The 15,031-nt window shown below is 46.9% G+C and carries 13 protein-coding genes; 8 read left to right on the top strand and 5 right to left on the bottom strand.

Features of this window, described 5'->3' with window-relative positions; genetic code table 11:
- Positions 1-5 precede the first annotated feature (5 nt).
- The 3 genes from KFE96_RS03360 to KFE96_RS03370 all read left to right on the top strand — a co-directional run bounded on the left by KFE96_RS03360 (position 6) and on the right by KFE96_RS03370 (position 3,260).
- Positions 6-545 carry a hypothetical protein gene (locus KFE96_RS03360; protein WP_255834597.1) on the top strand — a complete coding sequence of 180 codons (540 nt, stop codon included), beginning with the start codon at positions 6-8 and terminating at the stop codon, positions 543-545.
- A gap of 135 nt (positions 546-680) precedes the next feature.
- Positions 681-1,958, top strand: a complete 1,278-nt coding sequence (locus tag KFE96_RS03365; protein WP_255834598.1) for an amidohydrolase family protein — start codon at positions 681-683, stop codon at positions 1,956-1,958.
- Between the two features lie 21 nt (positions 1,959-1,979).
- Positions 1,980-3,260, top strand: coding sequence for a Xaa-Pro peptidase family protein (locus KFE96_RS03370; RefSeq protein WP_255834599.1), 1,281 nt, complete (start codon positions 1,980-1,982; stop codon positions 3,258-3,260).
- 132 nt (positions 3,261-3,392) lie between these two features.
- On the opposite strand, the gene KFE96_RS03375 is transcribed toward KFE96_RS03370, so the two are convergent.
- The 3 genes from KFE96_RS03375 to KFE96_RS03385 form a co-directional block, all read right to left on the bottom strand.
- Positions 3,393-4,934, bottom strand: coding sequence for an MFS transporter (locus KFE96_RS03375; RefSeq protein ID WP_255834600.1), 1,542 nt, complete (start codon positions 4,932-4,934; stop codon positions 3,393-3,395).
- Between the two features lie 229 nt (positions 4,935-5,163).
- Positions 5,164-5,370, bottom strand: coding sequence for a cold-shock protein (locus KFE96_RS03380; protein ID WP_247020947.1), 207 nt, complete (start codon positions 5,368-5,370; stop codon positions 5,164-5,166).
- 224 nt (positions 5,371-5,594) lie between these two features.
- Positions 5,595-5,987, bottom strand: a complete 393-nt coding sequence (locus tag KFE96_RS03385) for an MAPEG family protein (RefSeq protein WP_255834601.1) — start codon at positions 5,985-5,987, stop codon at positions 5,595-5,597.
- A 116-nt stretch (positions 5,988-6,103) separates the two neighbouring features.
- Between KFE96_RS03385 and KFE96_RS03390 the strand changes: the two genes are divergently transcribed.
- The 4 genes from KFE96_RS03390 to KFE96_RS03405 are packed head-to-tail and all read left to right on the top strand — an operon-like array spanning position 6,104 to position 9,655.
- The gene (locus KFE96_RS03390; RefSeq protein ID WP_255834602.1) at positions 6,104-6,982 is read left to right on the top strand and encodes a LysR family transcriptional regulator; all 879 of its coding nucleotides are present in this window, start codon (positions 6,104-6,106) and stop codon (positions 6,980-6,982) included.
- A 10-nt stretch (positions 6,983-6,992) separates the two neighbouring features.
- The gene (locus tag KFE96_RS03395; RefSeq protein WP_255834603.1) at positions 6,993-7,538 is read left to right on the top strand and encodes an NAD(P)H-dependent oxidoreductase; all 546 of its coding nucleotides are present in this window, start codon (positions 6,993-6,995) and stop codon (positions 7,536-7,538) included.
- On the top strand, positions 7,538-9,334 hold the full coding sequence (locus KFE96_RS03400) for a monovalent cation:proton antiporter-2 (CPA2) family protein (RefSeq protein WP_255834604.1): 1,797 nt from the start codon (positions 7,538-7,540) through the stop codon (positions 9,332-9,334). The genes KFE96_RS03395 and KFE96_RS03400 overlap by 1 nt, the downstream gene beginning before the upstream one ends.
- A 33-nt stretch (positions 9,335-9,367) precedes the next feature.
- A complete protein-coding gene (locus KFE96_RS03405) occupies positions 9,368-9,655 on the top strand; it encodes a hypothetical protein (protein ID WP_255834605.1) in 288 nt (95 codons plus the stop codon).
- Between the two features lie 6 nt (positions 9,656-9,661).
- On the opposite strand, the gene KFE96_RS03410 is transcribed toward KFE96_RS03405, so the two are convergent.
- Together KFE96_RS03410 and KFE96_RS03415 are read right to left on the bottom strand one after the other, a co-directional pair.
- Positions 9,662-10,327 (bottom strand): RluA family pseudouridine synthase, encoded by a 666-nt coding sequence (locus KFE96_RS03410; RefSeq protein ID WP_255834606.1) that lies wholly within the window; start codon positions 10,325-10,327, stop codon positions 9,662-9,664.
- Positions 10,328-10,416: 89 nt separating this feature from the next.
- Positions 10,417-13,281, bottom strand: coding sequence for a M16 family metallopeptidase (locus KFE96_RS03415; protein ID WP_370650556.1), 2,865 nt, complete (start codon positions 13,279-13,281; stop codon positions 10,417-10,419).
- 330 nt (positions 13,282-13,611) lie between these two features.
- Between KFE96_RS03415 and KFE96_RS03420 the strand changes: the two genes are divergently transcribed.
- The gene (locus KFE96_RS03420; protein WP_255834608.1) at positions 13,612-14,949 is read left to right on the top strand and encodes a methyl-accepting chemotaxis protein; all 1,338 of its coding nucleotides are present in this window, start codon (positions 13,612-13,614) and stop codon (positions 14,947-14,949) included.
- Positions 14,950-15,031 lie beyond the last annotated feature (82 nt).

Consider the following 15,031-nt stretch of genomic DNA (forward strand, 5'->3'; position numbering starts at 1 on the left):
ATACAATGCAAATGTTAGCGAAATTACTTGTTGTTATTGCTTTCCTTGCTGGTGCTTATCTCACATCACTGCATCCAACAGAAGTTGACTGGACCGCCTTTGGCCCGATCATTATCGCGGGCGCACTGGGTGTGATTATGTCAAAGCGTCTGGAAGCTGCTGCCGCTAAAGATGACAGTGTGTTGGCTTCTAACCGGCAGGATCTTGAAGATAGCCTTAAAAATATCGTGCAAAACCTTTCTGATCTTGATGGTCGGAAAGACAAAGTGCCAACATATGATATGCGCTTTGAAATTGATAAATTATTCCGTGAAGATTTAATGCGGTTTGCTGATGCTCGTGAAACCATGAAGCATCTGTATGGTGTTCAGGCCTATGCGGATATCATGTCAAGTTTTGCGGCGGGTGAACGCTATATCAATCGGGTTTGGTCTGCCTCTACGGATGGTTATGTGGATGAAGTGCTTACTTATGTGAGCAAATCCCTCAGTCAATTCAAGCATGCACAAGAAGAGTTCAATAAAGCTGTTTCAAGCGCACGCTGATCAACCACTAAATTAGGAAAAGCCCGGCTTCATATGATGCTGGGCTTTTTTTATGCTCACGAAAATCTAAATAGACACAATAAGGCAGAGCCCTTAGGCTGCTGCAAACTTTACGCTCAAGGGCAGGGGGACATCATGAAAAATATACTGAAATCAACGTTGGCGGCGGCTGCAGTTTTTGCGGTGGCAGGTACAGCAATTGCCGATGAAACGGTTATCTACGCGGGCGCGGTTCTGGATGTTGCAAACGGCGATATGAAAAAAGACCAAACAATTGTGGTGCGTGATAACCGGATTGTTTCTATTTTCAAAACCGATGGCAGATCAGCGCCGAAAGATGCGAAGGTGATTGATCTTTCAGGTAAAACGGTTCTTCCGGGTTTGATGGATATGCATGTGCACCTCTCTGGTGATGCTGAAACACCGTTCCACTTGAGTATGACATACTCTATCCCGCGCCAAACTGTTGTTGCAGTGAAGAATGCAAAGAAAACCCTGATGGCTGGGTTCACGACCGTAAGAAATGTTGGCGCAGCGGGTTACAGCGTAATCGGCGTACGGGACGGCATTAACGCAGGTGAAATTGAAGGGCCGCGTATCTGGGCTGCAGGGCATTCCCTTGGTATTACGGGGGGGCACTGTGATAACAACTTCTTGCCACCAGAAATGAAGGTAACATCCGGCGGTGTGGCAGACGGTACGGATGCTGTGCGCCAGAAAGTGCGCGAAAATATTAAATATGGTGCGAATGCAATTAAGCTTTGTGCAACAGGTGGTGTATTTTCAAAAGGTACGAAGGTTGGTATTCAGCAGTACTCTGTAGACGAAATGAAAGCTGCTGTTGAAGAAGCCCACCGCCGCGGGGTAACCGTTGCTGCCCATGCTCATGGTACGGACGGCATTAAAGCCGCGATTGTTGCAGGTGTAGACAGTGTAGAACATGTAAGCTTCCTTGATGATGAAGGCGTTGAGCTGGCAAAACGTTTTGGTACGTATTTCTCCATGGATATTTATAACACTGAATATACGCTTACGTTTGGCGAGCAGAATGGTGTACCTGAAGAAAATCTGAATAAAGAACGTCAGGTGTCCAAGCGTCAGCGTGAGAGCTTTACCAAAGCGGTTAAAGGTGGTGTGAACATGGTGTTTGGCTCTGATGCTGCTATTTACCCACATGGTGATAATCCAAAACAGCTATCTCGTATGGTGAAATTTGGTATGACCCCACTTCAGGTACTGCAGGCTGCTACGGTAAATTCTGCGGCACTTCTCAAGCAGGAAAATGATTTGGGGCAGATCAAAGAAGGCTTCCTTGCAGATATCATCGCGGTGGATGGTGATCCTCTAAAAGATATCACTGTTCTGGAGAATGTATCTTTCGTGATGAAAGATGGCGATGTGTATAAAAAATAGGCCTATTGGGGGATCAAGGTTATGGATAAAAGAGATTTCTTGAAGCTCGCTGGCGCTGGTTTGGGTGCTGCGGCTCTTGTCGGTACATCACCTGCTTCTGGTGCGAATAAAACGGTTTCTGGCGAATTGGAAAATATCACCGGAGATGCAAAGCCAATCTCTACAGAAGAGCGAAAAGCCCGGGTTGCCAAGGCGCAAAAATTGATGCGGGAAAAGGGCATCGATGCCATCCTCTTGGAACCTGGTTCAGCAATGCTTTACTTCACAGGTATTCGTTGGTGGCGAAGCGAGCGCCTTACCTGTGTGGTCATTCCACGCGAAGGTGAAATTGGTGTAGTAACCCCATATTTCGAGGAGCCTAGTGTACGGGAAAGCATGACATTCGGTAGTGATGTCCGCGCATGGCATGAGCATGAAAATCCGTTTGAGCGTGTTGCCGGCATTCTCAAAGACCGTGGTATTACATCTGGTAAGATTGGTTTTGAAAGCACAGTACGTTTTTTCATCATGGATGGGTTCAGAAAAGCTGCTTCCCAGTATGAGGTTGTGTCGGCTGACCCTATCACTCTTGGATGCCGGATGCATAAATCTAAAGCTGAACTCAAGCTGATGCATAAAGCCAATGAAATTACACTCAGAGCTTACGGTGAAGTTTGGGACAAGCTTGAAAAAGGCATGACCCCGGATGATATCAAAGCTCTGATGCGTAAAGCACAGGCAGACCTTGGTGGTTCTGGTATCTGGGGATTGGCGCTTCTTGGGGAGGCTTCCGCCTATCCACACGGTACAGACCAACCGCAAGAGCTTACTGAAGGTAAGATTGTATTGATGGATTGCGGCTGTAGTGTGCACGGATACCAATCAGATATTTCCCGGACCTTTGTGTTTGGTGAAGCTTCAAAGCGTCAGCGTGAAGTGTGGGATACTGTTCGCAAGGGGCAGGATATTGCGTTTGAAACCGCAAAACTTGGTACGCCTGCTGGTCATGTAGATGATGCAGTTCGTCGGTATTATGAAAGTAAAGGTTATGGGCCAGGTTATAAAACGCCTGGCTTAAGTCACCGAACTGGTCATGGTATTGGTATGGACGGGCATGAGAGTGTGAATTTTGTCCACGGTGAAACCACAAAACTGGCGCCTGGTATGTGTTTCTCAAATGAACCGGGTATCTATATTTTTGGTGAATTTGGGGTGCGTCTGGAAGATTGTATCTACATGACAGAGAACGGACCGCAGTGGTTTACTAAACCCCCGCAATCTATAGAACAACCTGTGGGAAAGTTGGGGCCAAAAATTCCTTAAAAACCTAAATTTTTTATAGGTAGAAATCCCCTATGATTGAAGGCATCTTCAATGGGGTCAGAACGATACTGACATATTTGGGGCGTGCCTTCTGGATGGGGGAGACACGCCCGTTTTTTTGCTTAAGCCGTGTTATGCTTCCTGCATTTTTGCTACGCGGTAGGTCCATTTACCGTAGGCATACATGCCAAGGGCTGAAACCAATCCTACGATACCCATAACATACCAAACAGTACCAACAGCGTTTGCGGCATACATTTGTTCTGTCAGTGTGCCTGCGCTTTGTCCGGTAAGCATCAACAGTTTATCAAATGCTTCACCGATCGGAACCGCAGCTACATCTGCTTCAGTCATGCCGTTTTCCAACAGCATTTTACGTGAAATCTGTTCTTTAGATGAAAACTCACCATAGAGATATGGCCCAAGATAGCTCTCAATCGTCCAGCCAAGGCCGATAGGGAGCTGTGTGAAGCCAAGGTACATGGCCTTTTTCTCGCGTGGTGCGATGTTTGCCAGATATTCACTACTCTTCGGGCTTGAAAGCATTTCACCGAAGGAGAAAATAACCACGCCGATAAAAATGATCCACGCAAAGTTAAAACCGCCGAAAATGATCAATGCACTTGATGCAAGGAAGGTACCGATAGCCATAGAGTTTGTGGCTCTGATCTTGCCGCTCAGGCCAGCTACGATAAAGCAGGTGAACATAATAAGGATAGCATTAATATTCACGAGGCCCTCGGGCATAACCGCTGTGCCTTCCTGATTCATGCCCCAGAAGAATTTCCAGAAACCGTTGTCCGTTCCGCCTTCACCAAAGATCTGAGAAACCATGGTTGTGGTATCCACCCAATCACGGAAATACAGTGGTGCTACATCCCAGAAGGTCCAAAGCATAAACCAGAAGCCAGAGAAGAGAACTACGTACCAGATAAGAACAGGGTTGGAGAGTTCCTTGATACTGTCGCGCCACAGGCTTTCTTCTTTTACTTCACCGGCTTTGACTTTAGCACGGTGTGCAAGGCGTTCTTCTTTATCCGGCTCTTTATACATGAGAAGTAGAATGAAATTGAGTGAGATAATCGCGGCGCACGCGAAGAACAGATAGTCCCATGAAAGCTGGCGTAGGGCTACGGCGACCATTGGGCCAAGTGCACCGCCGATGTTAACTGTTTGGTAGAAAATTCCCCAAGCCATGGAGCTGTTATGCCGCCCTGTAGATTTGGAAATAGTGCCCTGTAAACCCGGTTTGAAAATCCCGGTACCAAACGCCAGAACAACAGCACCTGATGCAAAGCCCCAGAATGAAGGGAAAAAGCCCATCAACAGATATCCAAGAATTTTGAAGATTGTTGAGGCGAAGATCGTTTCTTTATAGCCGATCCGGTCGGAAATACCGCCGGTTAGAACAGGCACGAATGTTTGTACAATTGCCCAGATCAGGAAAATAAGACCAAGATCACTTTCTACTAGTCCGAGGCCACCGTTGGCCACAGAGTCTGTTACATAAAGTCCAGTGCTTTGGCGAACTCCATAGAATGCGAGGCGTTCTACCATTTCCATACCGCCGCAAATCCAGAAAACATAGGATAAGCTTGCGATGGCTGCAAAGATACCCAGCTGTTCAACATCCTTTACGGTTGTTGTTTGCTGGTTTTCATTTTCTTGAGACATAACCACCCTTTTATTGATTTATGTTTCGCCTCATGGGCGGGCGAAATTTATTGAGGCTAAATAGAAAGGGTATTAGAGCGCCCGTCAATGCCAATAAGCTAAAAGGTGCTTTCACTAAGGTGGATGGGGGTTACTAAATTTAGAGAAGTTGTGGCGAAACCCACTTGGACAACAGGCACAAAAAAAGGAGCGATGTAACGCTCCTTTCGAATCTTTATGAACTTAAAGCTTATGCAAGCTCTAGGTTGCCAGCAGACATACGGCCGCGGCGATCTTCTACGAGCTCATAAGTGATTTTCTGATCGTCTTCTAGAGACTTAAGGCCAGCAGCTTCTACAGCTGAGATGTGAACGAACACATCGTTGCCGCCATCTTCAGGTTTAATAAAGCCAAAGCCTTTTTGTGTATTAAACCATTTTACAGTACCGTTTGCCATTGTGTGGCTCCTTTAAAGTAGCGAGTATGAATGGAAACAGTCTGTAACCAAGTCAATAGTGTCGCAGTCAAAATAGTATCAACCCCCAATAAAAAGGCTGATGCGCTTAAGATAAGAGTTCTTGAGTGAGAGTCCAGCGCCAAAACATTAAATTTCTATGAGAGTTTTCTTGCAAGCTTTTAAAAGTGTTGCAGAAAAATACCACTTTCCACCCTTGGGTAGTGTCAGGACAGAAGTGTCCAAAATATCGCAAGTGAAGAACCAAGGATGGAAACTATAGTGCCAAGTGCGCCAAAGGCTCTAAAAAAGGCTGGGGTTTCTGAAGCTGAAAATGCAATCACATGGGATATTCGAGCTGTTACAAATAGAATAGCAAAAATCACTACGAGTATTTTAGATGCATTCGATATTTCAAGAAGAGTTAATAAAATCAAAAAGATAGGCGAATTTTCTGTCAGGTTACCGTGTCGCCTTATCTTGCGGAGTAACTCGGTATTACCGTTATCGCCGATTGGGACGCCGATTTGGCCACGGGCGCGGCCCACCGGTATCATGACAGAGATTTGAAGCATGCCGAGAAGAGCGGCAGCGAACGGTGTGATGAAAAGAGTATCCATTTTGGAACATCCCCTAAAATTTCTGATTTCTTTCATATACAGGCGCAAATTTAATCCGGAAGTCATTGAATATGGATGTGTGTGGTCCATATATGGACCACTGGAGGTGGCCGACAATGAATTGGGATGATGTAAAATATTTTCTGGCAGTGGCTGAGGCGCCTTCTATGCGGGTGGCTGCAAGCTCTTTGAACGTGAGTCACAGCACTGTTGCACGGCGTATTGACGCGCTTGAGGGTGAGTTAGGTGTTCGTCTTTTCGACCGTATGCCAAGCGGTTATCAGTTAACTGCTGCAGGGGAAGAATTGATGCCTGTTGCTTTGGGCGTGGACGAATCGCTCCATTCTTTCGGGCGTCATATCGCAGGGCGTGATAACGAATTGGCTGGACAGGTTTGTGTAACAGTGCCTGATATCTTTGCGCTTGAACTGATGATGCCTTACTTTGAAGAATTCATGCTCGAGTATCCTGATATTCAATTGAAGATCAGCGATTCCTTTGAAGTATTTGATTTGTCTCGCCGGGAAGCAGACATTGCCTTACGTTTCACCAAGAATCCTCCGGATCATTTAATTGGCTGTAAAATTGGGCGCGTGAAACAGGCTGTTTATAGCCGGGCAGATTACATTAAAAAGTATGACCTTATGGACCCGTCTTCTGGTGCTGGCTGGATTGGTTGGGGGACACCGGAAGAGAAACCACACTGGGTGAAGAAAACGCCTTATCCGCACCTTCCGCTAAATTGCCATTTTAATAACGTGCTCTTGCAACAGCAGGCTGTGAAACGTGGTTTAGGGCTGGGTTATTTTCCGTGTTTTTTAGGGGACACAGAAGAAAATCTTGTTAGATTAAGTGAACCTGAAGGGTATTATGATATGTGGTTGCTATCCCATAAGGATTTACGTGGTGCTGCCAGAATGCGGGCTTTCCGGCAGTTCGTGATCTCTAAAATACCCCCAATAAAGGCCGCCCTTGAGGGTGCTTTGACGACATAGAAAGTTAAATGTGACTAAAAAAATTGCTCTCATTTACGCACATCCAGCGCCGAATAAATCCAAGGTGAATAAATATCTGCTGCAGGCGGTTCAGTATGCCGAGCATGTGGTGGTGCGTGATCTTTATGAGCTTTATCCTAACATGTTCATTAATGTAGATGCCGAACAGCAGCTACTTGTTGAGAGCGATGTCATTATTTTCCAGTTTCCAATTTATTGGTTCAGTAGTCCGGCTATTTTGAAAGAATGGATGGACCGAGTTCTCTCAGGCGGCTTTGCCTACGGAGCCACGAACCAGCTTGCAGGGAAAGAACTAATGCTCTGCGTAACAACTGGGGGAACTGAGGATAGTTACCAAGAGGGCGGCAGGCATGGTGCACCGCTTGATATCTATCTTCAGCCGTTTAAACAAACCGGGCTTTTCTGTAAAATGAAACTGCTTCCAGATTTTATTGTGCAAGGCGTGGGAGATATGTCCGCCGGTGAGGTGGCTATCGCGGGCCAGCAGTATCAGAAAATTATTCATGAACTTGGCAAGGGAAGAGGGCAGAACTGATGGAACTACAGTCTGACTTCCTGCATACGGCAGTGATCTATCTTGGGGTGGCGGTTATTGCTGTGCCGCTTTTCAAGCGGCTCGGGCTAGGGGCGGTTCTTGGGTATATGGTTGCCGGTATTATTATCGGTCCACAAGGTTTTGATATTGTTCACGAAGTAGACCCAACACTGAATTTCAGTGAACTTGGGGTGGTGCTTCTGATGTTCCTGATCGGGCTTGAGTTAAACCCCGCGAAATTATGGCAGCTCAGGAAGCCAATCTTTGGTCTTGGTACGGCGCAGGTGGCCCTCAGTATTGCTGTCTTGATGGCGGCAGGCATGATGATGGGGCACGGTTTCGCGGTGGCGTGTGCGGCTGCAGTGGCACTGGCGCTTTCTTCTACATCAACCGCTATGCAGGCCCTTGAAGAACGGGGGCTATCCAACACTACCGTGAGCCAGTCTTCCTTCTCAGTGCTGCTCTTTCAGGATTTGGCGGTGATTCCCATCCTCGCTTTTGTGCCGCTTCTTGGAATGGGCGCGTCTGCTGAACCAACATCATATGAAGATGTGCTCAAAACATTTGGCGTGTTTGTAGGCTTTATCATCGGCGGTCGTTATTTGTTGCGGCCTGTATTCCGTCTGATTGCAGAAACCAAAATTCGCGAGTTATTCACCGCGTTTTCTCTTCTGCTGGTTATCGGTTCCGGCCTCTTAATGGAAGCGGTAGATATTTCTATGGCGCTGGGGACGTTTCTTGCGGGTGTGCTGCTTGCAGAATCAGAATACAGGCACGAGTTGGAATTGAATATCGAACCGTTTAAAGGCTTGCTTCTTGGCTTGTTCTTTATGGCGGTTGGTATGTCGGTGGATCTATCGATCTTGTTTGACAGACCACTGGTGATTCTCGCGGTTGTTGCTGGTTTCATGCTGCTCAAAGGGATTGTGATTTACCATCTGGGTACAATGGCAGGGCTTACGCGGTCTGACCGTGTGTTATTCGCGCTTCTGCTGGCACAAGGTGGAGAGTTTGCTTTTGTGGTGGTGGCGCTTATCCAGTCACTGGGAATTGTAGATGTAACATTTGCGAGTGAACTGGTGCTTATTGCATCACTATCAATGTTCATTACACCGTTCCTGCTGCTTCTTAATGAGAAAATCATCATGCCGCGCTTTAATATCAGTACGGTGCAGGAAAGTGATATCGAGCGGAATGAAGGCCATGTGATTATCGCAGGCTATGGCAGGTTCGGGCAAATTGCCGGACGGGTGATGCTCTCCCGTAAAATCCCCGTAACAGTTATCGACCATGATCCAAACCATATTGAGTTCCTGCGCAAGTATGATTTCAAAGTGTTTTACGGTGATGCCACCCGTATTGATCTTCTTGAATCTGCGGGGGCTGATAAAGCCAAGCTTCTTATTCTTGCGATGGATGATCAGACCGCTGTGCAAGAAACTGCTGCTATGGTGAAACGTTATTTCCCAGAACTACCTATTCTTGCGCGGGCCAGAAACCGGATGGATTTGAACCGCCTGAAGATGGCGGGGGTGAAAGCAAGCAGACGGGAGACCTTCTCTTCCGCACTTGAGATTGCGGAGCTTGCGCTTGTGGAATTAGGTTACGGGGCGAGGGAAGCGCATCAAACGGTTCTTCGCTTCCGCCACTATGACGAAAAAAATATCGCGGGTGCTGCCGAGTTTATGGAAGATGAAAAATCCATGATCAATTATGCAAAACGCACGCGCGCCCAGCTTGAAGAAGTTATGAGCAGTGATCAGGAAGAGCTTTCCAACTCTGATAAAGCTTGGTAAAGCCCTCGCGAAACTTATTGAAAAGGATTCCTCATGCGTAAGCTTGATGTAACAGTCTTGAAGAACGGTGAAACATTCCTGCACGGCACGTTTGATGTTGAGGATGGCGATTATGAAATCGTGAAGGGCTTGATGGACCAGGTTGATATGGATCACGGTCAGGCGGCTTCACTTCTCGCGGGCTTCATGCATGCAAAAGATGTTGGCAGTGTAACCGACGATATGGGCAAAATCGCTATGATCGCGACTGTCTACATGCTTGAGGCTGGTGAAACAGCTATCGAAATCCCGCTTGAAAGCGTTGAAGGCTTGCCTTCTTAGGCGAGATTAAAAAGGCTCTGGTGCTTCAAAAGTAACTTCTTCACCCGTACGCGGGTGAAAGAGCGTATATGTTTTAGCATGCAGCTGCAGGCGATCTGCCCCATCATGGGCTTCACCTTCCGCATACAGATTATCACCAAGAATAGCATGCCCCAGAACCAGCGAGTGAACGCGCAGTTGGTGCGAACGGCCTGTAATAGGTGTGAACTGAACACGGGTGGCTTTTTCTTCCCGTTCCAGCACTTTCCAGTGAGTTACTGCTTTTTTCCCACGCTCATAACATACCATCTGTTTCGGGCGATTTGGCCAATCGCAAATAAGCGGTTCATCTACCGTACCTTCTTCACCGTCAAGATGGCCAAAAAGGCGGGCAATATATGTTTTACCTGTTTTCCTGCGCTCAAATTGTTTGCTGATATGTACATGGGCTTCTTTATTAAGCGCCATGATAATCACACCAGATGTTTCCATATCAAGGCGGTGAACAATAGTAGCCGTTGGGTATTTTTCCGCGGCGCGTGATGCCAGACAATCAGAAAGATATTCATACCGCCCCGGTACCGTCAGGATGCCGCTCGGTTTATTAAGCACAAGGATATCCTCATCGGCGTAGATAACGTCGAGATATGGTTCCATCGGCGGATGATATTCACTGAGTGTATGCAAATTCATGGGGCGGGGTTTAACGGGGTTTTATGCTGAGCACAACAAAAAAGGCCGGGATACCCCGGCCTTCCTGTGTTTTCTATAAAAAGCTTTGGTTATTCAGAAGTTGGGTTCAGAAGAACCGGATCACCAAAACCAAGCTCCTTAAGGCGTTCCATCTGAGTAGATGCATCACCCACAATCACATAGTGCATTGCTTGCGGGCGGATATAATCTGTAGCCAGCTTCTGGATATCATCCACTGTTACACCTTCCAGATAATTAGCACGCTGCTGTGCATAATCCGATGGCAGGCCAAATACGCTGATGCTGCGGAGCATGCCCAGTTTTGCACCTTGGGTTTCAAAAGCACGTGTCTGGCTTTTTGAAAGGAAGCTTTTGGTTACACCCAGATCTTTATCTGTGAAGGTCGAACCATAATTAGTGAGAATATCTTTCACCAAATCTGTTGCTTCAAGTGTCACATTTGAACGTACACCGGAACCGATCTGGAAGAAGCCGTTGGTTTTACTGCCTTGGAACCCTGAGCGGATACCGTAAGTATAGCCTTTGCCTTCACGAAGTTCTTGTGTGAGGCGAGAGGCGAAACCGCCGCCGCCAAGGATATAGTTCATTACCGTTGCTGGGTACAGTTCAGTGTCACCCGCTTTAGGGCCGGAGTAACCAAAGCGCAGAACTGATTGTTTCGCACCAGGAACGTTATAGAAGTATACTTTGGATTCTGATGGATCAGCTGCCATTGCGTAGCTTGGAATGCTTACTTCTTTTGCCGCCCAATCAGTGCCGAGACGTGCTGCTGCCGCTTTCACTTCAGCGTCTGTTACAGCACCAACCACATGTAGTTTTGCAACAGATGGTGAAATGTTTGCTGCGTAGAAAGCTTTAAGATCATCAAGTGTGATGTTTGTAAGCGTATCAGCGGAGCCCATGATGTTGCGGGACAGGATGTTATTTTCCCCATAAACAATCTTACCAAATTCCTCAGCAGCGATTGCATTCGGGTTTGATTTCGCCTGTGTCAGCTGGCTGTCGATCCGCAATTTCGCCAGATCAAACTCCTCAGCATCCCAGCGAGGCTCTAACATCATCTCAGCGACAATTGCCATCACTGCATCAAAGTTGCGGGAAAGAGTTTCACCGCGCAGACGAATGCTTTCACTACCTGCAGAAATATTCACGGAGGCACCAAGGGATTGCAGTGCTTTTTCAAGCTCTGCTGTTGTGCGGTTAGCTGTACCTTTATTCATCATTTCTGCAACAAGGTTGGCAGTGCCTGCTTTCTCAAACGTATCAAGTAGCTGGCCACCTTCAATTGTCAGGTCAAATTGAACAACCGGAATTTCACGGTCCTCAATGCCGTAAACCGTCAGACCGTTATCCATGCCTGCTTCCCAAAGTGTTGGTGCTTTAACAACAGGTGTTTCACCATATGGCGGTTCAACGGAACGGTCGAAGGAGGAAGGTGTTTTTTCGTAAGTGGCAACCACGTTCGGATCAACAGCTTGTTCTGCGCCCTGAACGATTTTTTCTTCCACCACATTCGCCAGTTCAGCACCTGCAAGCGCAAGTTCTTTCTGGCCTTTAGGTACAAAGCTTGTGGCTACAAACGGCTGACCTTTGATGTATTTATTATACACCCGCATTACGTCTTCTTTGGTTACGCCTTTAATACGTGCAAGGTCTGTATCAATATAGCCTGGGTCACCAAGGTACACATCATACTGTGCAAGCTGGAAACCTTTACCGAGCACACTTTGGATACCACTGTAGAAATCTACCTCGGCCTGCGTTTTGATACGGTTCAGATCAGCGTCTTTGATGCCGTCTGCTTCAAATTTAGCAAAGGCCTCATCAATAGCTGTTTTCACATCATCCAGTTTCGTGCCCGGGTTCGCGCGTACGCCCAAAGTCATCTGTCCAGCTACTTCAGATTCGTATGGGAACATAAAGAGTGTGCTTGTTAGTTTCTTATCATCAATCAGCACTTTGTTAAGAGGAGCATCCTTGCCCTCCGTCAGCAAGCTATTAAGAACCGCAAGCGGGTAGCTATCAGCATCATAAACGGGCACTGTTGGCCAAGTCATTGTTAGTTGCGGCAGGCGCGCAAAGTTATCTTCCCAATAATAGCTCTTGGTTTCAGGAAGCACACCAGGTTGCCTTGGCTGTTTTTCAACATCCTCACCGCGTGGGATTTCACCAAAATATTTCTCAACCCATTCTTTGGCCTGTTCAACATCGAAATCACCAGAGATGGTAAGTGTTACGTTGTTTGGCACATACCAGCGGCGGAAGAATTCTTTCACATCTTCCAGTGTTGCCGCGTCTAGGTCTTCAAGGGAACCGATTACTTGCCAGTTATAGGGGTGGCCTTCCGGATAAAGTGCTTTGTCTGTCACATACTGTGAATGGCCGTATGGGCGGTTATCAACGCTCTGACGTTTTTCGTTTTTAACAACCTGCTTTTCTTTGGCGAGCACAGGGTCAGTCACAGTATTAATGAACCAGCCCAGTTTATCCGCTTCTGCCCAGATCATTTTTTCAAGCGCGTCTTTAGGTACTGTCTGGAAATAATTGGTGCGGTCTCGGCTTGTGGAACCGTTGGCACCAGACCCGCCGATACGAGCGCTCATCTGATCAAGACCACCTTTGCCGAGGTTTTCAGATTCAAGGAACAGCAGATGCTCAAAAAGATGCGCAAAACCAGTGCGGCCTTCTTTCTCACGCGCTGAACCAACATGGGCGGTGAGTGCAACCGCAACAACCGGGTCTGAACGGTCAATATGGAGAATGGTTTTAAGACCGTTATCCAGCGTGAAGGTTTCGTAAGCTACAAGTGTATCAGATTTAACATCCGCCGCTGTTTCTGCCCCTGCTGGTGTTTTGTTTTGTGAGCTTGTTTGTGCATCCCCACATGCTGCAAGAGTGAAAATACCTGCTGCGATCGTGGCTGATTTTAGCATAGTGCTGGCATTCAGCACGTTCATAAGCTGTTTCACGTTGTCCTCCCAATGAAACTATTTGGCATAATTTCTAAGAGATGCATCAAGGTGGCGCCAGCAGAAAAACAAAATTGTTACTATGGTTTAGGGCATGATTAGGTCCGAATTCTCAATTCTGTTACCTCAAAAGACAAATTTAGCTCTGTTTGTCTTCCTTATTTGATGCAAATCAATTTCTAGTTGGGTGTTTCTTGGTTTTAACAAACCGCAGCTACAGGGAAGCAGTGGTTTTGCAAAGTTTATCAGCCGCTACTGTAGGCATTGGGGGCAAAGATATGAACGAGGTGTTGTATGGAGGGATCAATTCTTCAAGGCGGTGCTGATTTGCATAGCATTGAAAGCACAATCGATAAATTGATAGCTGGTAATTTTTCAGAAGTGCCAGAAGGTACATGTGCAATTACACGAAAGCTGAAGCAGTTGGCAGACACCAACGTGGCACGGGTTGCGCGCAACCTTGAACGTACGGTTGATATGTCAATCACCGCAAACAAAGGTGTTTCTGGTGTTGCGGAAATGATGAGGGAAATCCGTGAGGTGGATTATCAGTCGCAGAGCATTGCGGCAGCGGTGGAAGAATTAGCAGTATCTGTCCATAATATTTCAGATTCGTCCGCCCAGGCTGCAGAAGAAGTAAGCTACGTTGCGGAAAGTGCGGCAACTGGTATGGATGCCGCAACGAATGCTAAGCAGACGATGGAAGAAATAAGTTCCGCCGTAAAAGAAGCAGCTGGCAAGGTACAGCAACTATCAGCCGCATCTGAACAGATCGGTACGATTGTTAAGGAAATCGAGGATATAGCCAAGCAAACTAACCTTTTGGCCCTGAATGCAACGATTGAAGCTGCGCGTGCAGGAGAAGCGGGTAAAGGGTTTGCGGTTGTTGCTTCAGAAGTGAAAAATCTTGCGAACCAGACAGCTACGTCTACCGTGAATATCCGTGACCGAATTGAAAACCTGAGAGCTGAAATGACGGGTATTGTTTCAAGCATGCAGGAAGGTGAAAATAAAGCGTCACAGGGCCAGCAGGTTATTGCCAAATCTGCTGATGAAATGGTGCGAATTTCCCAGCAGGTTGATGTGGTAAATGGCCGTATTCAGGAAATTACCGATATTCTTGGCCAACAATCTGAAGCTTCGCAGGAGGTATCAAGCGGGGTTACCACAATAGCTCGGATGAGTACCCAGAATGTAAACACTGTGGAACAGGTGATTGGTGTACTTGAAGAAACTGAAGCCCCAATTATGGAAGCCATCAATGATCTGGTTGCCCGCGGCGGGAAAACAGCAACAGTTTATGCAGCAAAATCTGATCATATGATCTGGATGCGAAAACTGGCTCAGATGCTTGCAGGCCGAGCTATTCTTGAGCCAACAGAACTTGCAGACCACCGTAGTTGCCGTATGGGGAAATGGTATGAAAACCAGACTGACCCGAGGTTTACAAACTTACCTGAATGGCGGGAAATTCTTGAACCACATCGGCTTGTTCATGCGCGAGGTATTCAGGCAGCAAAACTTTATAAGCAAGGAGATTTAGAAGGCGCTATTCAGGCGGTGCGAGAGGCCAATGATGCTTCTTCTGAGGTTATGCGGCTTCTTTCTGTAATCGGGCGAAAGTCTAAATAAACCATATAATACAACAGTGTACATAAAGCAGTGGCATTTTTGCCGCTGTTTTATGTTTGGTTAACAAGCGTGACGGGCGTCA

It is taken from the genome of Kordiimonas sp. SCSIO 12603 (assembly GCF_024398035.1).
GTDB lineage: Bacteria > Pseudomonadota > Alphaproteobacteria > Sphingomonadales > Kordiimonadaceae > Kordiimonas.